Source organism: Streptomyces sp. RG80 (genome assembly GCF_040446465.1).
Taxonomy (GTDB): Bacteria; Actinomycetota; Actinomycetes; order Streptomycetales; family Streptomycetaceae; genus Streptomyces.
The window spans coordinates 666,749-687,260 of the sequence record NZ_JBEAAJ010000001.1 but is presented as its reverse complement, the minus strand read 5'-3'; the positions used below and the strand labels follow the sequence as shown (position 1 = coordinate 687,260).

Annotated in this window: 12 protein-coding genes; 6 read left to right on the top strand and 6 right to left on the bottom strand. The window is 72.3% G+C overall.

The features are described 5' to 3' along the window. Positions 1-2 precede the first annotated feature (2 nt). The 5 genes from ABKA17_RS03210 to ABKA17_RS03190 form a co-directional block, all read right to left on the bottom strand. The gene (locus ABKA17_RS03210) at positions 3-8,225 is read right to left on the bottom strand and encodes a non-ribosomal peptide synthetase (RefSeq protein WP_502994111.1); all 8,223 of its coding nucleotides are present in this window, start codon (positions 8,223-8,225) and stop codon (positions 3-5) included. Between the two features lie 74 nt (positions 8,226-8,299). Continuing rightward, positions 8,300-9,352, bottom strand: coding sequence for a 2,3-diaminopropionate biosynthesis protein SbnA (gene sbnA, locus ABKA17_RS03205; RefSeq protein WP_353690257.1), 1,053 nt, complete (start codon positions 9,350-9,352; stop codon positions 8,300-8,302). Between the two features lie 2 nt (positions 9,353-9,354). Beyond that, the gene (gene sbnB, locus ABKA17_RS03200; RefSeq protein WP_353690256.1) at positions 9,355-10,392 is read right to left on the bottom strand and encodes a 2,3-diaminopropionate biosynthesis protein SbnB; all 1,038 of its coding nucleotides are present in this window, start codon (positions 10,390-10,392) and stop codon (positions 9,355-9,357) included. Between the two features lie 15 nt (positions 10,393-10,407). Then, positions 10,408-11,403, bottom strand: a complete 996-nt coding sequence (locus tag ABKA17_RS03195; protein ID WP_353690255.1) for a TauD/TfdA family dioxygenase — start codon at positions 11,401-11,403, stop codon at positions 10,408-10,410. Between the two features lie 64 nt (positions 11,404-11,467). Then, positions 11,468-13,852, bottom strand: coding sequence for a non-ribosomal peptide synthetase (locus ABKA17_RS03190; protein ID WP_353690254.1), 2,385 nt, complete (start codon positions 13,850-13,852; stop codon positions 11,468-11,470). 198 nt (positions 13,853-14,050) lie between these two features. On the opposite strand from ABKA17_RS03190, the gene ABKA17_RS03185 reads away from it, so the two are divergent. After that, positions 14,051-14,800: a thioesterase II family protein gene (locus ABKA17_RS03185; RefSeq protein WP_353690253.1), complete on the top strand. Its 750-nt coding sequence runs from the start codon at positions 14,051-14,053 to the stop codon at positions 14,798-14,800. Here ABKA17_RS03185 and ABKA17_RS03180 read toward each other — a convergent pair. Further along, positions 14,787-15,800: a TauD/TfdA family dioxygenase gene (locus ABKA17_RS03180; RefSeq protein WP_353690252.1), complete on the bottom strand. Its 1,014-nt coding sequence runs from the start codon at positions 15,798-15,800 to the stop codon at positions 14,787-14,789. The genes ABKA17_RS03185 and ABKA17_RS03180 overlap by 14 nt on opposite strands. A gap of 258 nt (positions 15,801-16,058) precedes the next feature. Between ABKA17_RS03180 and ABKA17_RS03175 the strand changes: the two genes are divergently transcribed. Genes ABKA17_RS03175 through ABKA17_RS03155 form a run of 5 tightly spaced genes read left to right on the top strand, consistent with a single transcriptional unit; the run spans position 16,059 to position 20,511 of the window. Then, on the top strand, positions 16,059-17,009 hold the full coding sequence (locus ABKA17_RS03175) for an ABC transporter ATP-binding protein (RefSeq protein WP_353690251.1): 951 nt from the start codon (positions 16,059-16,061) through the stop codon (positions 17,007-17,009). Further along, the gene (locus ABKA17_RS03170) at positions 17,006-17,809 is read left to right on the top strand and encodes an ABC transporter permease (RefSeq protein ID WP_353690250.1); all 804 of its coding nucleotides are present in this window, start codon (positions 17,006-17,008) and stop codon (positions 17,807-17,809) included. Before ABKA17_RS03175 ends, ABKA17_RS03170 begins: the two co-directional genes overlap by 4 nt. A 45-nt stretch (positions 17,810-17,854) precedes the next feature. After that, on the top strand, positions 17,855-18,514 hold the full coding sequence (locus ABKA17_RS03165; RefSeq protein ID WP_353690249.1) for a sensor domain-containing protein: 660 nt from the start codon (positions 17,855-17,857) through the stop codon (positions 18,512-18,514). Positions 18,515-18,516: 2 nt separating this feature from the next. Further along, positions 18,517-19,830, top strand: a complete 1,314-nt coding sequence (locus tag ABKA17_RS03160; RefSeq protein WP_353690248.1) for a sensor histidine kinase — start codon at positions 18,517-18,519, stop codon at positions 19,828-19,830. A gap of 36 nt (positions 19,831-19,866) precedes the next feature. Beyond that, on the top strand, positions 19,867-20,511 hold the full coding sequence (locus ABKA17_RS03155) for a response regulator transcription factor (RefSeq protein ID WP_353690247.1): 645 nt from the start codon (positions 19,867-19,869) through the stop codon (positions 20,509-20,511). Position 20,512 lies beyond the last annotated feature (1 nt).

The following is a 20,512-nucleotide window of genomic DNA, read 5'->3' as shown; positions in this document are numbered from 1 at the left end:
CCTCAAGAGGGCGTGGACGTGTGCTGCCGCCGGAGCAACGCGGGCCGGGCAGGTGCGGCGCTGTCGAGCCGGGAGTCCAGCTCGGCCACGGTGGGCTGCTCGAACACGTCGCGGACCGACACCTCCACGCCGCAGGCCGAGCGGATCCTGCTGACCAGTCGCATGGCCAGCAGCGAATGGCCGCCGGTGTCGAAGAAGTTGTCGTCGATGCCGATGGCCGGCGCACCGAGCAGCTCGGCGAAGATCTCGCGGAGGGTCTCCTGCCGGGGGGAGAGGGGGGCCCGGCGGGCGGGGGCGGCGGGGTCATCGGCGCCGGTCTGCGGCACCGGCAGCCGGCTTCGGTCCAGCTTCCCGCTGCTGTTGAGCGGCAGCGCGTCCAGCAGGACGAAGGCCGCGGGCAGCATGTACCGGGGCAGGACGGACGCCAGGTACTCCCGCAGTTCGGCGGCCGTGGGCCGGGCGGCCCCGTCGGCGGGCACGGCGTAGGCGACGATCCGTCTGCCGCCGGGCCGGTCCTCGCGGACGACGACGGTGACCTGTGCGAGGCCGGGGTGGTTGCCCAGGGCCGCCTCGATCTCGCCCGGCTCGATCCGGAAGCCGCGCAGCTTGAACTGGTGGTCCGCCCGGCCGAGGTACTCGATCCGGCCGTCGCGGTCGAAGCGGACGAGGTCCCCGGTGCGGTACATGCGGCTGCCGTCGGCGGCGAACGGGTCGGCGACGAACCGCTCGGCCGTGCCGGCGCGTCGGCCGAGGTAGCCCCGGGCGAGGCCGGCACCGCCGAGGTAGAGCTCGCCCGCGACACCGTCCGCCACGGGACGCAGTCCGTTGTCGAGGACATAGGCCCGCACCCCGTCCATGGGGTCTCCGATGGGGACGGTGCCGTTGACCGGGTGCGGATGGCGAAGCGGCACGCAGGTCGCGAACGCGGTGGTCTCCGTGGGCCCGTACACATGGACGACATCCGTTTCGGGGCAGGCGGCCAGGACCCTGCCGAAGGCCTCGGCCGAGACCTGCTCCCCGCCGGTCCACACCTCGCGCAGCGGGGCGAAGCAGTCCGGCTGTTCCTCGGCGACGAGGTTGAAGAGCGCGGTGGTGAGAAAGACCGCGGTCGGCTCGCCTTCGCGAATGAGCCGATCGAGCGCCGGCACGTCGAGGTCCCCGGCGGGGGCGACGAGGACGGTGCCGCCGTTGAGCAGGGGCACCCACATCTCGTACGTCGAGGCGTCGAAGGCGTACGAGGAGTGCATCAGGACCCTGGCATGGGCGCTCTCGCCGAGCCGGCCCCACCGGTGGTCCGCGGCGAGGGCGACCACGTCCCGCTGGGTGACGGCGACGCCCTTGGGAGTACCGGTCGAACCCGAGGTGTACATGACGTACGCGAGATGGGCGGGCGCGACGCGCACGCCGGGATCGCGCTCGTCGCCCGGCTCGGCCTCGACAAGGGCGTCCACGGGGAGCGCGGTCACCCGCAGGCCGGGCAGCTCCGGGGCGGGGCGGTCGGTGATGAGCACCTCCGCACCGGTCTCGGCGAGCATCCGCTGTGTCCGCGCCGGCGGGTGGCCGGGGTGGAGCGGCACGTAGTATCCGCCCGCCTTCGCCACGGCGAGGAAGGCGACGACCGCCTCGGCGGAGCGTTCCAGCAGGACGGCGACGGCCGTCTCGGGACCCACGCCCTCGCGGATCAGCCGGTGTGCGAGCCGGTTGGCGCGCTCGTCGAGGCGGGCGTAGCTGAGCACGGCCCGGCCCGCGACGACGGCCGGGGCGTCCGGGGTGGAGGCCGCCCGCGCCGCGAACCGGGCCGCGATGCCGCCGTCGGACGACGGGATCGCGACCGTGCCGTTCGCCGACAGCCGACGGTGCTCCTCGGGCGAGAGGATGTCTATCCGGCTGAGGGACCGGCCCGGCTCGGCGGCGGCACCGGTCAGCAGCTTCTCCAGGCGGTCCGCGAGCCGCTCCACGGTGACACGGTCGAAGAGATCCACCGCGTACTCCACCTCGCCGGTCATACCGCCGGCCCCGTCCCGGTCCTCCCGCAGCGACACGCTCAGGTCGAACTTGGCGACGCCGGTGTCCACCTCCACCGGTTCGGCTGCGAGGTCCGGCAGGTCGAGCGTGCCGTCCCCGGCGTTCTGGAAGGCCAGCATCACCTGGAAGAGGGGATGGTGGGTGAGCGAGCGGGCCGGGTTGACCGCCTCGACGACCTGGTCGAACGGGACGTCCTGGTGGGCGTAGGCGGCCAGGTCGGTCTCCCGGACACGAGCCAGCAACTCACCGAAGGTGGGGTCGCCCGAGGTGTCGGTGCGCAGCACCAGTGTGTTGATGAACGGTCCGATGACGGATTCGAGCTCGGCCTGGCCGCGGCCCGCGACCGGGGTCCCCAGCGGGATGTCCGTGCCCGCTCCGAGGCGGGTCAGCAGTGCCGCCAGGGCGGCCTGCACGATCATGAACACGGTCACGCCCTCGGCGCGGGCGAGCGCGCCGAGCTCGCGGCAGAGCTCGGCCCGGAGAGCGAACGGGACGCTGCCGCCACGGAAGCTGGGGGCCGCCGGGCGCGGCCGGTCGGCCGGGAGTGCCAGCAGCTCCGGCAGCTCGGTCAGGGCCCTGCACCAGTAGGCACGCTGGCGGCCCATTGCGTCCCCTGCGGCGCCCGCGGTGAGGCGCTGCTGCCAGAGCGCGTAGTCCGCGTACTGCAGCGGCAGCGGCGGGAAGGCCGGGGTGCGCCCGGCGCGCCGGGCTGCGTAGGCCACGGACAGGTCGCGGGCCAGCGGTGGCTGGGAGCCGCCGTCCATCGCGATGTGGTGCACGACCAGCAGCAGGACGTGGCTGGTGGCGTCCAGCCGCACCAGGGTGGCGCGGAGCGGGGGTTCGCCGACAAGGTCGAAGCGGTGTCGCGACGCCTCGTCGAGCAGCGCGGGCAGTCCGGCCTCGCTCGCGGTGACCCGGTGGAGTCGCGGCCGCGCCCGGCCGGGGGCGTGGACACGGAGGTAGGGCTCACCGGCGGCGTCGGGGAACGTGGTGCGCAGCGCCTCGTGGCGGTCGACCACGTCGCCGAGGGCCGCCTCCAGCGCGTCCGCGTCGAGCTGCCCTGTGAGCCGAACCGCGAACGGCACGTTGTAGGTGGCGCTCGGACCCTCGAGACCGTGGAGAAACCACAGCCGCCGCTGCACGTACGAGAGAGGCGGCCGCGCGGGACGGCTCGCACCGGAGTCGGCGCGTGCCACCTCCGGCAGTGCGGTGGGCCCGGCCTCCGCTCCCTCCAGCCAGGTGGCCAGCGCGGCCGCGGTCGGCGTCTCGAAGACGACACGCAGCGGCAGTTCCGCGGCCGTCGCCGCGCGGATGCGGCTGACGAGGCGGGTCGCCAGGAGCGAGTGGCCGCCCAGGGCGAAGAAGTCGTCCTCGGGTCCTACGGCAGCGAGGCCCAGCACCTCCGCGAAGAGGCCGCAGAGGATCTCCTCCCGGGCGGTGCGCGGGGCCCGGCCGCCCGGGGCGACGGGGGCGTCGGGAGCCGGCAGCCGGGTGCGGTCGAGCTTCCCGTTCGCGGTGAGGGGCAGTTCGGGCAGGAGTACGACGGCCGAGGGCACCATGTACTCGGGCAGCAGCGCGGCCACGTGGTCGGTCAGGTCGCGAGTGGTCAGGCCCGCCGGGCCGGGTACCACGTACGCCACCAGGGCACGTTCGCCCCGGGAGTCCTCGCGCACCACGACGGCGGTGTGGCGGACGTCCGGATGTCCGTCGAGGACGGCCTCGATCTCGGCGGGCTCGATCCGGTGGCCGCGCAGCTTGACCTGGCCGTCGGCGCGGCCCGCGAACTCCATCTGGCCGTCGGCGCGCCACCGTGCCAGGTCGCCCGAGCGGTACATGCGGCCCCCGGGCGGGCCGAACGGGTCGGCGACGAAGCGCCCCGCCGTCAGCCCCGGCCGACCGTGGTAGCCGCGCGTCACCAGCGCGCCGGCGATGTAGATCTCGCCGGTCACACCGACCGCGACGGGGCGCAGCGCGGCGTCGAGGATGTACATCCGGGTGTTCCAGACGGGCCGGCCGATCGCGACGACGCCGGACGGGACCGCGTCGCCGGGCGCGATCCGGTATTCCATGCAGCCCACCGTGGTCTCGGTCGGCCCGTACTCGTTGATGACCGTCACGTCCGGATGGCGTGCCCGCCACACGTCGAGCACCTCACCGAGGAGCGACTCACCGCCGAGGACGAGCTGCCGGGAGGGGGAGAAGGCGGAGGGGAGCTCGTTCAGCAGGTGGAGGTGGCTGGGGGTGGCCTTGACGAAGGTGGGGCGCGGTGCCCCCGACCGGCTGTCCGCGGTCCTGCCGCCGTCCAGCTCCACGAGGTCGACGCATCCGCCGGAGGTCAGGGTGGCGAAGATGCCGGTGACGGTCAGGTCGAACGCGACGGGCGAATGGACGAGCGAGCGGTCGGCGGCAGCGCCGTAGGCGTGGTGACACCACGCCAGATACGCGGCGAGGGAGCGGTGTTCGACGACCACGCCCTTGGGCCGGCCCGTGGAGCCGGAGGTGAAGATGGTGAAGGCCGGGTGCGCGGGGGTGAGCGGGGCCCGGCGGTCGGCGTCGGTCAGCGGGCCGCTGTCCGCCGCGGCAAGGGCCGCCCGGGTCCCGGGCGCGTCGAGCAGCACGCGGGCACCGGTGCCAATGCCCGCGAAGACGTCGGCGAGGCCGGTGCGGGTGACGACCAGGTCCGGCCGCACCTCCTCGCACATGGTGCGGATGCGGCCGGCCGGGTAGCCGGGCTCGACCGGCAGATAGGCGGCGCCGGCCTTCACCACGGCGAGCAGTGCCACGACCAGGTCCACCGACTTGGGCAGGGCGACGGCGACGAACCGCTCGGGTCCGGCCCCTTCGGCCACCAGCAGGCGGGCCAGCCGATTGGCGCGCTGCTCCAGCTCGGCGTAGTCGAGCCGCGCCTCGCCACAGATCACCGCCGTGGACCCGGGACAACGGGCGGCGGCCTTCTCGAACAGCTGGGGCAGGGTCGCCTCGGGCACCGGGTGGGACGCGCCGTTCCACTCCTCCAGGACGGCGTGGCGCTCCTCGGGCAACAGGATGTCGATGTCCCCGATGGACCGGTCCGGGTCGGCGGTGACCGCGTCCAGCAGCCGGACGAGCCGGAGCGCGATCCGCTCGGCGGTGACCCGGTCGAAGAGGTCGACGGCGTACTCCAGGCTGCCCTCGATGCCGGCCGGTCGGCCATCGGCCTGCCGCCGCTCCCACACGTCGTACGCCAGGTCGAACTTGGCGATGCCGACGCCGGCCGGGTCGGCGCCGAGCAGCCGGCTGGTCAGACCGGGGAGCGCGAACGACCCTTCGTCGTCCTCCCGGAACGTCAGCATCACTTGGTAGAGCGGGTGATGGGCGGGCGAACGTTCGGGGTTCACGGCCTCGACGAGACGCTCGAACGGCACGTCCTGGTGGGCGTAGGCGGCGACGTCGGTGCGGCGTACCCGCTTCAGCAGCTCGGCGAAGCTCGGTTCACCCGAGGTGTCGGTCCGCAGCACCAGGGTGTTGACGAAGAAGCCGACCAAGTCGGCCAGGGCCGCGTCGCCGCGTCCGGCCACCGCGGTGCCGACCGGGATGTCGGTGCCGGCCCCGAGCCGGGTCAGTTCGGCGGCGATGGCGGCGTGCATCACCATGAAGACGGTCGTCCCGGTGCGCCTGGCCAGCGCGGCGACGCGGCCGTGCAGATCCGCGTCGAGCGTGAAGGGGACGGTGTCACCGCGGTTGCTCGCCACGGCGGGCCGAGGCCTGTCGAGCGGCAACGCGACCGTGGTCGGCAGCCCGGCCAGCACCGTGCGCCAGTGGGTCAGTTGCCGGGAGACCGTGGACGCGGGATCGCTCTCGGCGCCGAGCGCGTCGCGCTGCCAGAGCGCGTAGTCGGCGTACTGGAGCGGCAGCGGCTCGAAGGCGGGCGCGCGCCGGGCCAGACGCGCCGTGTAGGCGGCCGACAGGTCGCGGGCGAGCGGGCCGACGGAGCCGCCGTCCATGGCGAGGTGATGGCTGACGAGCAGCATGACGTGTGTGTCGGGTCCGGTGGTCGCGATCGTCACCCGCAGCGGCAGCTCACGGCTGAGGTCGAAGGCGTGCCGGGCTCGGGTGGCCAGCAGTGCGGGAAGCGCCTCTCGTGTGGTGTCGACGAAGGCGACGGGGACCGCCGCGGATGCCTCCGCCGGGTCGAGCACCCGCTGGTGGGGCACACCGTCGGTCTCGGTCATGAGGCTGCGCAGGCTCTCGTGGCGGGCCACGAGGTCGCCGAAGGCGGCGCGCAGCGCGGCGCGGTCGAGCCGCCCGGTCAGGTGGACGACCCGGGACATGGTGTAGAGCGCGGCGTCCGGCTGGAGCCGGTGCAGGAACCACAGCCTGGCCTGGGAGGGGGACAGCGGCAGCCGTTCGGGGCGGGACCGTGGCGGCCGCGGGGCCACCGGCGGCCGGGCCGCGGTGTCCAGGCGGTCGGCCAGCAGGGCGGCGGTCGGCTCCTCGAAGACGGCGCGCAGCGGCAGCTCCGCGCCGAGTTCCGACCGTATTCGGCTGACGAGGCGGACGGCGAGCAGCGAGTGGCCGCCGCAGGTGAAGAAGTCGTCGTCGACGCCGACCTGCGGCACGCCGAGGACGTCGGCGAAGAGCGCGCACAGCTCCCGCTCGCGCGGCGTGGCGGGCGCCCTGCGCATCCGGCCGCCGTCGCCGTGGGCCCCGGGGGCGGGGAGGGCGGCGCGGTCGAGCTTGCCGTTCGGGGTGAGCGGCAGCGCCTCCAGCACGACGAAGGCCGAGGGCACCATGTACGCGGGCAGTTCCGCGGCGGCGTGTTCTCGCAGCCCGGTCGACTCGTCGGGGCCGGTCGCGGATGTGCTCTCACGCGGCACCAGGTAGGCGACGAGCCGCTGGTCGCCGGGCCGGTCCTCGCGTACGGCCGCGACGGCTCGCGCGACCCGGGGGTGGGCGGCCAGCACGGCCTCGATCTCGCCGAGTTCGACGCGCTGCCCGCGGATCTTGACCTGGTGGTCCACTCGGCCGGCGAACTCCAGGAGCCCGTCGGGAGTTCGCCGGGCCAGGTCCCCGGTCCGGTACATCCGGCCGCCGTCCTCGTCGAACGGGTCGGCGACGAAGCGCCCCGCCGTCAGCCCCGGTCGGCCGAGGTAGCCGCGGGCCAGCCCCGGACAGGCGACGTACAGCTCGCCGACGGTGCCGGGCGGCACGGGACGCAGCTCTGCGTCGAGCACATAGAGCCGGGTGTCGTGCATGGGCAGGCCCAGCGGTACGACGCCGGAGGGCGTCGGATCGCCGGGACGCAGCACGTGCTCGGCGCAGTTGACGGTCACTTCGGTGGGACCGTAGACGTTGATGACCGTCACGTCGGGGTGCCGGTCGCGCCAGCGCCGCAGCGTCTCGCCGAGGAGGGCCTCGCCGCCGAGCATCAGTTCACCGGTGGGCGAGTACGCCTCGGGCAGCTCATCCAGCAGTGGCAGATGGCTCGGCGTGGCCTTGAGGAAGGTGCAGCCCGCCGAGGGGGCCGCGACGTCGTCGGCGCCCTGCTCGGCGGGGGCGAGCGAGGCGATCTCGACCCGGGCGCCGCTCACCAGCGCCGACCAGAGCGAGGTCACGGTCATGTCGAACGACACCGAGGAGTGCCAGAGCGAGACTCCCCCCAGGCTGTCGTAGGTCCGCCGGCACCAGGCCAGGTAGTCGGCGAGCGCGCGGTGCTCGATCACCACGGCCTTGGGGGTGCCGGTCGAACCGGAGGTGTAGATGGAGTAGGCCGCGTGGGCGGGGGCGAGGGGAGCGACCCGCTCCTTGTCGCGGAGCGGGTCGGCGGGCTGGTGGGACAGTTCGGCCACGACCTCGGGGGCGTCCAGGACGAGCACGGGTCCGGCCGTGTCGCCGAGGCGGGCGGCCGAGGCCCGGTCCGTGAGCACCAGCGCGGGCTCCGCGTCACGGAGCATGAACCGGATCCGCTCCACGGGGTAGGCCAGGTCGACCGGAAGGTAGGCCGCTCCGGCCGTCGCCACGCCGAGCAGCGCGACGACCACCTCGGTGGAGCGCGGCAGCGCCACGGCCACGCGTTGCTCGGGGCCGATACCGCGGCCGGCGAGCAGGCGGGCCAGCCGGTTGGCGCGCTCGTGCACCTCTCGATAGGTCAGCTCGGTGCCACGACAGGTCAGCGCGGGTGCGTCGGGAGTGCTCCGCACCTGTGCCTCAAACATTTCCACGAGCGTGACTGAGCCGGACATTGCTGTCATCACCTTGCCGCCCACGTAAGAAAGTACGGGAAAGTAAACCGATGTCACCGCAGAGCGGAATTCAATGAACTGACGGTATCGACATGATCTTTTGCTTCGTTATCAAGTTCATTTCCGCTGGTATCGGCGAGCGGTTCGGCGCGCATCTCCCAGCCGTCGCCGTACTGTTCGCGCAGCCACGAGTCGTTGTAGATGGTGTCGAGATATCGCTCGCCCAGGTCGGGTGAGATGGCCACGGCGCCGACCTCGCCGTCCGGCCGGTGGTCCCTCAGCCAGCTCAGCGCCCCGGCGACGACGGTCCCCGTGGACCCGCCGAACAGGAAGCCGCGGCGGGCCAGCCGGTGACAGGCATCGATGGTCTCCGGCTCCGTGATGTGGACGACGTCGTCCACGTACGCCTCGTCCAGCAGCTGAGGGCGGACGCCGGTACCGACGCCGGGGATACGGCGTGGCAGCGAGGGGCCGCCGAAGGCCACGGACCCGACCGCGTCCACCGCGACGACCTTGACGTCGGGGCGGTTGGCGCGGAAGTAGCGGGCGCAGCCCATCAGCGTGCCGGTCGTGCCCGCGCCGACGAACAGCACGTCCAAATCGGAGAAGTGGCGGTCGATCGCGGGTGCCGTGGTGCGGTAGTGCGCCTGCCAGTTGCTCGGATTGGCGTACTGGTTCAGCCACACATACCGGTCGTCGGCCGCGCAGAGGCGGCGCACGTGCTCGATGCGCGCGCCGAGGAGGCCGCCCTCACGGTCCGGCTCGGTCACGATGTGCACCTGGGCGCCCAACGCCTCCATCATGCGGCGGGTGGCGAGGTTGCACCGGATGTCGGTCACGCAGACGAACGCGTAACCACGGTTGGCGGCCACCATGCTCAGTGCGACACCGAGATTTCCCGAGGAGGATTCCACGATGACGGAACCGGGGAGCAGGTCGCCGTCGCGCTCGGCGGTCACCACCATCTCCATGGCGGCTTTCAATTTGATGGAGCCGGCGAAGTTGAATCCCTCGCACTTCAGATGGAGCCGCCGGCCGACAATCGGCTGGAGGTCCACATAGACGTCCTCCGGGTCGTATTCCTGCGGGTCATGGATCAGCCGCATCGTCAGCCGTGCCGGCTCAGGTCGTGGAAGAAGCCGTCCACGGAGGCCAGCCGGCCTGTCTCCCGAAGCCGCTCGTGGACGAATTCGCCGACGATCAGGTCCAGCACCCCGAGCCCGAACGGCGAGAAGACGACCGGCTTGTCCTCGGGCGGCTCGACCCGGCCCGCCAGAACGTCGGCGAGCGTGCCGTCGACGAAGTGCCGCCCGCCGGTGCGCTGTTCGGCGAGGTGGACCGAGGTGTTCGCCCGCAGGCAGTGGTCCAGGTCATCGACGAAGTTGGCCGCGGCCAGGACGACCTCGGGGGCGAGGTCACGCAGCGATATGTTCAGTACCAGCGGGCGGTGGGCGAACCACTCCGGCTCGTGGATGTGCGGCTCGCCCGCGACGGTGGCGAACACCACCAGGTCCGAGCCGCGGATCAGGTCCTCGGCGCGGTCGTGGACGACGATCCGCCGCCCGTCGACCCCTGCCTGCTCCAGGTAGCCGCAGAAGCCCCGCGCGTGCTCGGCGCTCAGGTCATGGACGCCGGTCTCCTCGAAGTCCCAGCCGGCGCGGACCAGGTAGGTGTGGATGTAACGGGCGATCAGGCCGGTGCCGACGAAACCGATCCGCCGCGGCCGGGCGCCGGGCCGGCTGAGCGTGGCCGCCGCGAGCGCCGCGGAGCCGGCCGTGCGGGCGGCGCTGATGATGGAGGTCTCCAGACAGGCGTACGGGTACCCGGTCACTGGGTCGTTGAGGATCAGCACGCCCGAAGCCCGTGGCAGGCCCGAGGCGATGTTGGCCGGGACACTGGAGATCCACTTGAGCCCGTCCACGGGTGCGTCCCCGCCGAGCGAGGCGGGCAGCGCGATGATGCGCGAGCCGGGCCGGTCGGGGAAGGTCAGGAAGTACGAGGGCGGATTGACGGTCCGGCCCTCCGCGTGCAGCCGGTATCCGGCCTCGACGAGTTCGACCACCTGTTTCTCGGCGCCGGTCAGGACGGTGTGGACCTGCTGCCCGGGAATCACGGAGAACGACGGGACGGCATGGTGCGACGGCATGTAACGGGCTCCTTCTCAGGGGTTGTCAGCGACTTCGGCCAGTGCGGTCGGCGCGCCCATGGCCACCAGCACCCGGCGCGCCCCGCTCAGCGGATCCCTGCTGTGGGCGACCCGGATGTTGTCGACCAGGAGGAGGTCACCGGCCCGCCAGGGCTCACGGACGGTGGCCTTCTCGTAGGCCAGTTGGATGGCCTCGACCACGTCCTCGCCGATCGGCTCGCCGTCTCCCCAGCGGGTGTCGAAGGGCAGGCCGTCGGGGCCGTAGACGGCCAGCAGATAGTCGCGCACGTCCGGGTCGAGCGTGCGGTGGTTGAGGAAGGCGATCTGGTTGAACCAGCACCGTCGCCCGTCGGCCGGATGCCGTACCGTCGCCGGGCGGCGCTGGCGGGTGCGCAACTCGCCGTCGCCCGCCCACGAGAAGGCGATGTCGTGGGCCCGGCAGTACGCCTCCGCCTCCTCCCGTCCTCCACCGCCGAACGCGTCGGCCAGGCTCACGCCCACCTCGTCGCGGTAGGCACGGCGCAGCTCCCAGCCGACCGCGGCGGACCGTTCGACCAGTTCGGGCGGTAGCTCGGCGAGCACGCGCGCGGTGTCGGCGAGCGCGGTCGCGCCGCCCGTCTCGGGAGCGGCCCCGCAGCCGAAGAGCAGGAACCGGGGGAACCGCAGCGCGTAGCTCAGCTCGTTGTGCATGCACATGGGCTGGTCGGCGGGCCACTTGGAGCCGGAGTACACCCCGCCGGGGAAGCGGTCGCGCGGGGCGAAGCCCTCCCGTTCGACCATCGTCTCGCCGAGCAGCACCCGCGCCATCCCGGCGAAGACGCCGGGCTCCAGCGAGCCGCAGCCCCGGAGCAGCAGAGCGCCGTGCTCGGCGACCGCCCGGTGGACGGCCTCCCGGTGCTCGACCAACCACGCCGTCGCGTCGGGGCCGGGCCGTACATGCGCCAGCGCCGGTCTGCCCTCGGTGCGTTCCACGACGAGGGCGTCGCTCCCGTCTTTCGTGGGTGACGACATCTGCGGTCTCTCCTTCTGCCGGGCCCGGGCGTGACGGCGTCGGGCTGTCGGGACTCGGCCGGGCTCAGTCCGCGACCGGCTCGGCCCGCTCGACGCCGGTGCCGCGCGCGTCGATCGCCGCGGCGAGGTCGGCCAGCACCGGCCGCGCGGTCACCTCACGCAGTGTCACGGTCTGGTCCAGTTGCAGCACCAGCCTCAGCGCGGCCAGCGAAGTGCCGCCCCGCTCGAAGAAGTTGTCCCGGCGGCCGACCTGCTCCGCGGTGACCCCCAGCACGCGCGCCCACACCTCGGCCACCCGCCGCTCCGTGACGGTCAGCAGCGGCTCGGCGGTCACGGTGCCCGGTCCCCCGACCGGCTGCGGGGCCGAGAGCGCGCCGAGAGCCTTCTTGTCGGTCTTTCCGTTCTCGGTGAGAGGCAGGGCCTCCAGGGGGTGGAGCGCGTCGGGGATCATGTACTCGGGCAGCGTCGCCGCGAGGGAGTCGTGGACCTCCGCGACCGTCGGGGTGCCCACGTAGAACGCGGCGAGGCCCCGCCCGCCGGGGGCGTCGACCACCACCACCGCGGCCTCGGAGATCCCGGGCACGCGCAGCAGGTGGTTCTCCACCTCACCGGTCTCGACACGGAAACCGCGGATCTTCACCTGGGCGTCCCGGCGGCCCAGGAACTCCAGCCGTCCGTCCGGCAGCCAGCGCCCGAAGTCACCCGAGCGGTAGAGCCGTTCCCCCGGCCGCTCCGGGTCGACGAGGAAGGCCTGGCGGGTGCGGTCGGGGTCGTTGATGTAGCCGCGCCCGACGCACACCCCGGAGAAGACGATCTCGCCGGGCGCGCCGGTCGGCACGGGCCGCAGCCGCTCGTCGACGACGGCCACCGTGACGTTGCGGACGGGGCGGCCCAGGGGTACCCGCCCGGTCCCGGGCGGCCGGCGCATGACCTCGTGATTGGTGTCGTCCGAGGTCTCGGTCAGGCCGTAGGCATTCATCAGGGCGATGCCCGGGTAGACGGCGAACCACCGCACGACCAGGTTCCTGCTCAGCGCCTCGCCGGTGACCGAGACACGGCTGAGCCGGCCGAGGTCACGGGCCTGGTGTTCCAGATGGGTCAGGAGCACTTCCAGATAGGAAGGGACGAGTTGGGCGACCGTCACGTCCAGCTCGATCAGCGTGGTGACGAAGCGGCGCACGTCCAGGACGGCCTCCTGCTCGACGACGACCGTGGTCCCGCCGACGAGCAAGGCGGCGAACAGCTGCCACAGTGAGATGTCGAAGCACTGCGGCGCGGTCTGGGCGACCACGTCGTCCGGCCCGAGGCCGAGGTCCTCGACCTTGGCGAGCATGTGGTTGAGCATCCCGGCGTGTTCGCACATGGCCCCCTTGGGCTCGCCGGTGGAGCCGGAGGTGAAGTAGATGTACGCGAGCTGCCCGGCGGCCACCGGCACACCCAGGTCCGCGTCCTCGTCGGCGGTGACGGCGTCGAGGTGGAGCAGTTCGACGTGGAGGCCGGCGGTGACCGCGTGGCGTACCCCCTCGTCACTGGCGCGCTCGGTCAGCACGGTGGCGCAGCCGCTGCGGCCGAGCATGGCGGCGATGCGGTCGGGCGGGAAGTGCGGCTCGATCGGCAGGTAGGCACAGCCCGCCTTGAAGACCGCGAGGGCCGCGGTGACCCACTCCAGGTTCCGCTCCGTCACCACGGCGACCACGTCCTCGCGATCCCCTCCGCCCAGGCCGCGGGCCCGCAGTGCGTGGCCGATGCGGTTGGCGCGCCGGTTCAGCTCGGCGTAGGTGAGGGACGTCTCGCCCTGGCGGACGGCCACGGCGTCGGGATGGCGGCGCACCCGCTCCTCGAACAGCTCGTGGAGACGCTTGTCCGGCAACTCCCGCAGCGGTCCCGTGCCATGGGCCCGCTGCTCGTCCAGCTCCTCGACCGAGAGCAGACCTTGCTCGTGGTAAGGGGCCCCGACATCGTCGGCGAGCGCCCCGAGGGCGGCCAGGTAGTAGCCGGCCAGTCGGTCGGCGGAGGTGACACGGTGCCCCTCCGCACCCTGGTGACACAGCCTCAGTCGCCGCGTCGGGCCGTCCCATTCCACGCCGGTCCACAGCGTCACTCCGGCGGGCAGGGCGTCGGGCACCCGACCGGTCAGGTCGAGCACGGTGGTCACGGTGGTCCGTGCGTCGGCCACGGGCCGCGCGGCGGCAACCGTGTGCAGCAGCCGCTCCCAGGACCCGCCGGGCAGCGACAGCAGGTACGGCAGCGGACGGGCGACGCCCTCGTCGTCCCGCCCGCCGTCCAGACCGACGCAGCCGGTGAGTACGTCCTCGTCACCGGTGAGCGCGGCGACCACCCTGGCGTGGACACCGAGCAGCACGGCGCCGACGGCCATGTCGAGACGGCGCGCGATGTCCACGACGGCCGCGGCGGCCTTGCCGGGAATGGGAATGAAAGAGTTCTCCATGTCAATCCTTTCCATTCCGGATTCCGCATTTCGGATTGACGACCCGGTTCGTGGACTCTGCGAGAAAAGCTAACACCCTCACCTTTCCTTGGCTTTTCCCTTCGTTATCGGAGCCCTTTCCTCCGCCGTCTCCGTTATCCCACACCGGGATTGGTTCGAGTTCGGCTATCCTGCACCGAGACCTCAACTGGAGGATTCATGAAACCCGCCGATCAACAGTGGACAGTTCAGCGCAGCGGTGACCGACCGGCCGCCGTCCGGCTTTTCTTACTGCCCTATGCGGGCGGCAGCTCCAGCGCGTTCTCGTCCTGGCCCGAGCTGCTCGACCCCGGGATCGAGGCGTGCCCCGTCGTGCTTCCGGGGCGTGAGCGGCGGATCGCCGAGCCGCCCGTTCCCCGGATGTCCCAGCTCGTTCCCCCGCTGATCGAGGGCCTGGTGCCGCATCTGCGGCCGCCTTTCGCCTTCTTCGGCCACAGCATGGGGGCCCTGATCGCGTTCGAGACGACCCGTCGGCTCCTGCTGCACGGCCTGCCCGCCCCGGAGCACCTCTTTCTCTCCGCGGCCTGTCCGACGCGGAGCCGGCACCGGAACGACCGGCACCGGCTCGGCGACGAGGAGTTGGTGACGGAGCTGCGCGAACTCAGCGGCACCCCGCCGGAGTTCTTCGACGCCCCGGAGCTCGTCGCGCTGCTGCTGCCCACGATCCGGGCCGACTTCGAGCTCGCCGAGACGTACGAGGTCCCGGAGGGAACCCGGCTGCCGGTGCCGATCACCGTGTTCGCCGGCGAGCGGGATCCCTCGTTCCCGCCGTCGGAAGCGAAGGCCTGGCAGCGGCACACGACCGGCTCCTTCGCCCATCACGTGCTCCCCGGCGACCACTTCTTCCTCAACGACCAGGTCCGGCCCATGGCGGGGACGATCGGTCAGACCCTGCTCACTCGGCCATGACGTAGCCGTCGCCGGGGCGCAGCTCCCGGGACCGGCGCAGGTCGGTGCAGGCGAAGGTGCGCTGCAGCCACCGGTCGCGGCCGTCGTAGCGAGGACGGAACGACGTGCGCCCGTGCACCGTCACCCGGTTGTCGACGATCGCCAGGTCTCCGGGCCGCAGCCGCACCGTCTGCGCGGTGCGCTCGAACAGCTCCCCCAGCTCGGCCAGGGCCCGTTCGGCCTCGTCGTCGAGCGCCTCGGTCGCCGACAGGTCCACCCGCAGGTCCGGGTCGTCCACAGCTCCGGTCAGCACCGCGTGGGCGCGGGTGAGGCTCCCGCCCACGCCGAAGGAGGGCGGCGGTGCGGTGATGAACCGGGGCTCGAAGAGCACCGCCGCCGTCTTCTCCGCCATCAGCGGCAGCACGGTGCGCACACACGCGGTCTGCAGCCCTGACACACCGAGGTGATCGCGGCGCAGGCACAGCAGCTGGACGAAGTCGGGACGGTGAGCGTGGAAGGCGTTCTCGCTGTGGAACGACAGCCGCGCCGAACCGACGTTGCCCTGGACCTCCTCCTGGCCCGGTACCGGCACCACGTCCTGGACCAGGGCGCCGGACTTCTCCGCACGGAACGCCGCCGGATCGCCCAGGCCGCAGGCCACCGCCACCAGCAGCGCCGCCGCGGGGGTGGCGACCCGCTGGACCGAGGAGGCGACCCTCGGCGTGGGCGGCAACTCGGCCTCGCCGACGGGCAGACCGCGCAGCAGGAGCACGCCCTGCGGGCCCGAGGCACGGCGGAAGTCACGCACGGTCGTCCGCACCCCGGTGGGGAATCGCTCCCAGCCGTGCCGCACCTCCTTCACCCAGGCCGGATCGTCGACGCTTCCCGAGGCGGCGCCGGCCAACTGAAGGGTGAGCTCCGCCAGGCACCGCGCCTGGTCCGGATCAAGAGTCCGGACCACGGCCGGATCGGCCTCGTCCTCGACCTGTCCGCGGGAATCCCTTTCCACACCTGGCGACATGTGTGCTCTCCACTCATTCCTGGTCGTTCCCTTCAGCCCGGCCGTCGACGAGCCTGTCTTCTCCCGGCGAAACGTACGGCGGCCGAATATCGGGGCCGTATCGACCGCGTGGGCCGCGGGGAGCGAGGCGAGGGCGGGAGTCCGGGGGTGTGGAAAACCGAACCCCCCGATCGACGTGCTACCACGATTGGCTCCACGGACGAGCGCTGGAAGCATTTACGACTCGGGAAACCCCCGGGAAGTCAGGAGCCTTCACTCGTGATCGAGGCAGAGAACCTCAGCAAACGCTACGGCGACAAAGTCGCCGTGCAGGACGTGTCGTTCACCGTCGAGCCGGGCAGGGTCACCGGATTCCTCGGCCCCAACGGCGCGGGCAAGTCCACCACCATGCGCATGCTCCTCGGTCTCGACACCCCGGACACGGGTCGCGCGGCCATCGCCGGCAAGCCTTACCACGAGCACGAGCGGCCCATGGCGGTCGTCGGCGCGCTGCTGGGCACCCGGGCCTGGCACCCGGGCCGTAGCGCCTTCAACCATCTGCTGTGGCTGGCGCAGACCCAGGGCGTGGCACGCAGGCGGGTCACCGAAGTGATCGACCTGGTGGGCCTCGGATCCAGTGCGCACCGCCGGGTCGGCGGCTTCTCGCTGGGCATGTGCCAGCGGCTGGCCATCGCCTCCGCCCTGCTCGCCGAGCCGGGCGTACTCGTCCTCGACGAGCCCGTCAACGGCCTGGACCCGGTGGGCGTGCGCTGGATTCGCGACCTGATGAAGAGCCAGGCCGCCGAGGGCCGCACGGTGCTGGTCGCCAGTCACCTGCTCAACGAGATGGCGGTGACGGCCGACCACCTCATCGTCATCGGCAGGGGCCGGATCATCGCCGACTGCTCCACACAGGACTTCCTCGCCCGCAACGCGACCTCGTCGGTACTGGTCCGCTCGGCGCACTCCGCACGGCTGCGGGAGCTGATCACCGAGGCGGGCGGTGCCTGTACGTCCGGGGAGGACGACTCGCTGATCGTCAGCGGGCTCGACCCGTCCCGTATCGCGGAGGTGGCCCTGGCCGGCCGCTTGACGGTGCACGAGCTGACACCGCAGTTCACCACGCTGGAGGAGGCGTTCATGGAGGCGACGAACGACAGCGTGGAGTACCACGGGGAGGTGGCCGCCGCACGGCCGTCGCCCACGACTGTCGAGGGCAGGACCGCATGAGCGCCGCACTGGTGACCGCCGAGTGGACCAAGTTCCGCACGGTCAGGTCGACGACCTGGTCGCTGGTGGCCATGGTGATCGTCTCGATCGGCCTGGCCACGCTCGCGACCTCGGTGTACATCGGGCAGTGGCAGGAGCTGGACGCGGCGGACCGACAGCAGATGACGACCGATCCGATCGGTCTCGTCCTGCAACCGGCGGCCACCTTCAGCCAGACCGCCATCTGTGTCCTGGGGGCCATGGTGATGGCCAGCGAGTACGCCAGCGGCACGATCACCGCCAGCTTCCTGGCCGTGCCCCGTCGCACCCCCGTGCTGGCCGCCAAGGCCCTGGTGCTCGCCGCGGCGGTCTTCGTCGCCGCGGAGGTCGCCGCCGTGGCCTCCTTCTTCATCGGCCGGCAGGTGCTCAGCGAGCGGGTCGACCTCTCCTGGGGTGACGCGGGGGTGGCCCGGGCCGTGCTGGGCTTCGGCATCTACCTCGCGTTGATAGCGCTCTTCTCGCTGGCGATCGGCGCGCTGCTCCGGCACGTGGGCGCCGCCATCGCCGGCACCCTTGTCGTCGTCTTCGTACTGCCGGGGGTGGCCGGGCTGCTGCCGGGCGATGTCGGCGAGTACGTCAGCGGATACCTGCCGGGCGGCGAGGCGGCCCAGGCCATCATGTCCACCGGCGACACCTCGGACGCGTTGCTCTCCCCCTGGCAGGGCATCGGCGTTATGGCAGCATGGACCGTCGCGGCGCTGGCTCTGGCCGCCCTGTGGATGCGGCGCCGGGACGTCCCCGAGGGCCGAGCGGCGCTGTGAGCCGCTGAGGCGACCCCACCCTTCACAGCCGACCTGGAGGCACCCATGCCCGCGACCTCGCCGGGCCGCTCGGGATTCCTTTCCGCGGACACCTGGCGTCGCGTCCTGTACGCCCTGCTGTCCCTCCCCCTCGCCCTCGTCGGGTTCGTCACGACGGTGGTGGGCCTCGCGGTGAGCCTGGTGCTCTCCCTCACCGTCGTCGGCCTGATCGTCGTGGTACCGGTCTTCGCCCTGGTGGCGGGGCTCGCCCGGCTCGAACAGCGCAGGGCCCTGTGGTTGTTGGGCCCTGCGGCCGGAGCCAGGCCGACCCCGCCCGGCGGCCGCCGACCCGGACCGGCCCGGCGGCTCAAGGACGGCCGGAACTGGCGATGCGCGGGCTTCCTGCTGCTCAACCTGCCGCTCAGCGCCCTCACCTTCGGCGTGGTGACCGCGATGGGCCTGCTCCTCGTGCGCGCCGCGACCTACCCGTTCCTGGCCTGGGGCGACGAGTCGTACTACGAGCAGGCGTGGGGCGGCCCGACCTACCTCGGCGCGGTCGCGGTCCACTCGGGCCCCGGCGTACTCGTCCTCCTGCTCGGACCGGCCGTGATCAGGGCGCTGACCGGACTGCACGCCCGGCTCGCCCGGAACCTGGTCAGCGGCGACCGGCCGCCTAGCGGCTCCGTGGACGCGCCGGAGCCCTCGCCCACCCGCGCCGCGCGGTAGAGATGCACCGCATCGGCACCCTTCTACGGCGTTGGGGGCACCGCCGGACCTGGACCTCGACGCTCTACGCGGTACTCGGCATACCGCTCGGCGTGCTGGGCTTCGCCCTCGTCGCGGTGACGCTCGTGGTCGGCACCGCGCTGACCGTCACCCCGCTGGGGCTGTGGCTGGTCGCGGTCGCGGTCTCCTGGGCGCGCGCGTTCGCCGGACTGCAACGCCGCCTCGCCGCCACGCTGCTGGGCGAGGCGGTGCCGGCGCCGCGTTTCTCACCCGAGCAGGGCGTTCTGGGGTGGCGGCGCGCCATGCTGACCGACTCCAACGGATGGCGTGCTGTGGGCTATCTGGTCTTCCGGTTCCCGGTGGCCCTCGTCGTCGGCGCGGTCACCGTCCTGGTCTGGGTGTACGCCCTGCTGTTGCTGACCTATCCCCTCACCAGGACGACCAACTCGCCCACCACTCGGGACGCTGACGGCAGGCTGCGCCACGGCTTCTCCATCGGCAGTCTCTACCTGGACACCTGGCCCACCGTCCTGCTGGTGTCCGTGGTGGGCCTCGCGGTGCTGGCGGCCGCGCCGTGGTGCGTCGACCGCGTGCTGGTGGCGGACCGGTTGCTGCTGCGCGGGCTGCTCGGTCCCAGCCCGCTGTCGGCGCGGATCAAGGACCTGAAGGAGACACGGAGCCAGGCGGTGGACGACGCCACCGCGACGCTGCGTCGTATCGAAAGGGACCTGCACGACGGTGCGCAGGCCCGGTTGGTCGCCCTGGGAATGACGCTGACGATGGTCAGGGAGACCCTGGCCCTGGAGGCACCCCCCGAGGTGCCGCTGACGCATACCCGCCAACTGGTGGACAAGGCTCAGGAGCAGGCCAAGGAGGCCATCACGGAGTTGCGTGACTTCGCCCGCGGTATTCGTCCCCCGGTTCTGGACAAGGGACTTGAGGAGGCGCTGACCACGCTGATCGCCGGCAGTCGCGTGCCGGTCGACCTGACGGCCGACATTGCGGCCCGGCCCTCTGCGGCGATCGAGACCATCGCCTACTTCTGCACCGCCGAACTGCTCACCAACGCCACCCGGCACGGTGGCGCACAGCGGATCGAGGTCGACGTGACGAGTGCGGCCGAGGGGCGGTCGGGGGGCGGCGGACGGCTGGTCCTCCGGGTCAGCGACGACGGTCACGGTGGTGCCCAGGTCGGCGAGGGCAGCGGACTGATCGGACTGATGGCCCGTATCCGCCCCGTGGACGGACTGATGCAGATTGACAGCCCGACCGGAGGCCCTACCGTGGTCACGGTCGAACTCCCCATCAGCCCCTGAGCTCTGACAGACCCTCATGAGAGGTACAGCAGCACCATGCGTGTCGTGATCGCCGAGGACTCCGTCATCCTGCGGGACGGTCTCACCCAACTCCTGGCCATGCGCGGCCATGAGGTGGTGGCCGGCGTCGGCGACGCGGAGGAGCTGATCACGGCCGTCGCCGAGCAGCGACCGGACGTGGCCGTCGTCGACGTGCGGTTGCCGCCGACCTTCACGGACGAGGGCATCGTCGCGGCCATCGCGCTGCGCGAGGACCACCCCGACCTCGGGGTGCTCGTCTTCTCCCAGTACATCGAGGCCGGCTTCGCGGCCAAGTTGCTCACGGCCCGCCCCACGGGTGTCGGGTACCTGCTGAAGGACCGGGTCGTCGATGTGGACGACTTCGTCGAGGCGATGACCAGGGTGGCGGACGGCGGCACCGCGCTCGACCCCGAAGTGGTGGTGCAGTTGCTCAACGTCAGCCGCAAAAGCGGACTGGCGGCCCTCACCCCGCGCGAGCGGGAGGTACTGGCGCTGATGGCGGAGGGCAGGACCAACTTCGCGATCTCCTCCGTCCTGACCGTCTCGGAGCGAGCCGTCGAGAAGACCATCGCCAACATCTTCGGCAAGCTCGACCTGCCGCCTTCGGAGACGGAGAACCGCCGCGTGCTCGCGGTGCTGCGCTACCTCAGAAGCTCCTGAG

What these genes read in the sequence shown, in the direction of transcription:
- ABKA17_RS03155 (WP_353690247.1), top strand. Translation starts at nt 19,867, where the DNA reads ATGCGTGTCGTGATCGCCGAGGACTCCGTCATCCTGCGGGACGGTCTC.
- ABKA17_RS03180 (WP_353690252.1), bottom strand. Translation starts at nt 15,800, where the DNA reads ATGTCGCCAGGTGTGGAAAGGGATTCCCGCGGACAGGTCGAGGACGAG.
- sbnB (WP_353690256.1), bottom strand. Translation starts at nt 10,392, where the DNA reads ATGCCGTCGCACCATGCCGTCCCGTCGTTCTCCGTGATTCCCGGGCAG.
- ABKA17_RS03165 (WP_353690249.1), top strand. Translation starts at nt 17,855, where the DNA reads ATGCCCGCGACCTCGCCGGGCCGCTCGGGATTCCTTTCCGCGGACACC.
- ABKA17_RS03170 (WP_353690250.1), top strand. Translation starts at nt 17,006, where the DNA reads ATGAGCGCCGCACTGGTGACCGCCGAGTGGACCAAGTTCCGCACGGTC.
- ABKA17_RS03160 (WP_353690248.1), top strand. Translation starts at nt 18,517, where the DNA reads ATGCACCGCATCGGCACCCTTCTACGGCGTTGGGGGCACCGCCGGACC.
- ABKA17_RS03185 (WP_353690253.1), top strand. Translation starts at nt 14,051, where the DNA reads ATGAAACCCGCCGATCAACAGTGGACAGTTCAGCGCAGCGGTGACCGA.
- sbnA (WP_353690257.1), bottom strand. Translation starts at nt 9,352, where the DNA reads ATGCGGCTGATCCATGACCCGCAGGAATACGACCCGGAGGACGTCTAT.
- ABKA17_RS03195 (WP_353690255.1), bottom strand. Translation starts at nt 11,403, where the DNA reads ATGTCGTCACCCACGAAAGACGGGAGCGACGCCCTCGTCGTGGAACGC.
- ABKA17_RS03190 (WP_353690254.1), bottom strand. Translation starts at nt 13,852, where the DNA reads ATGGAGAACTCTTTCATTCCCATTCCCGGCAAGGCCGCCGCGGCCGTC.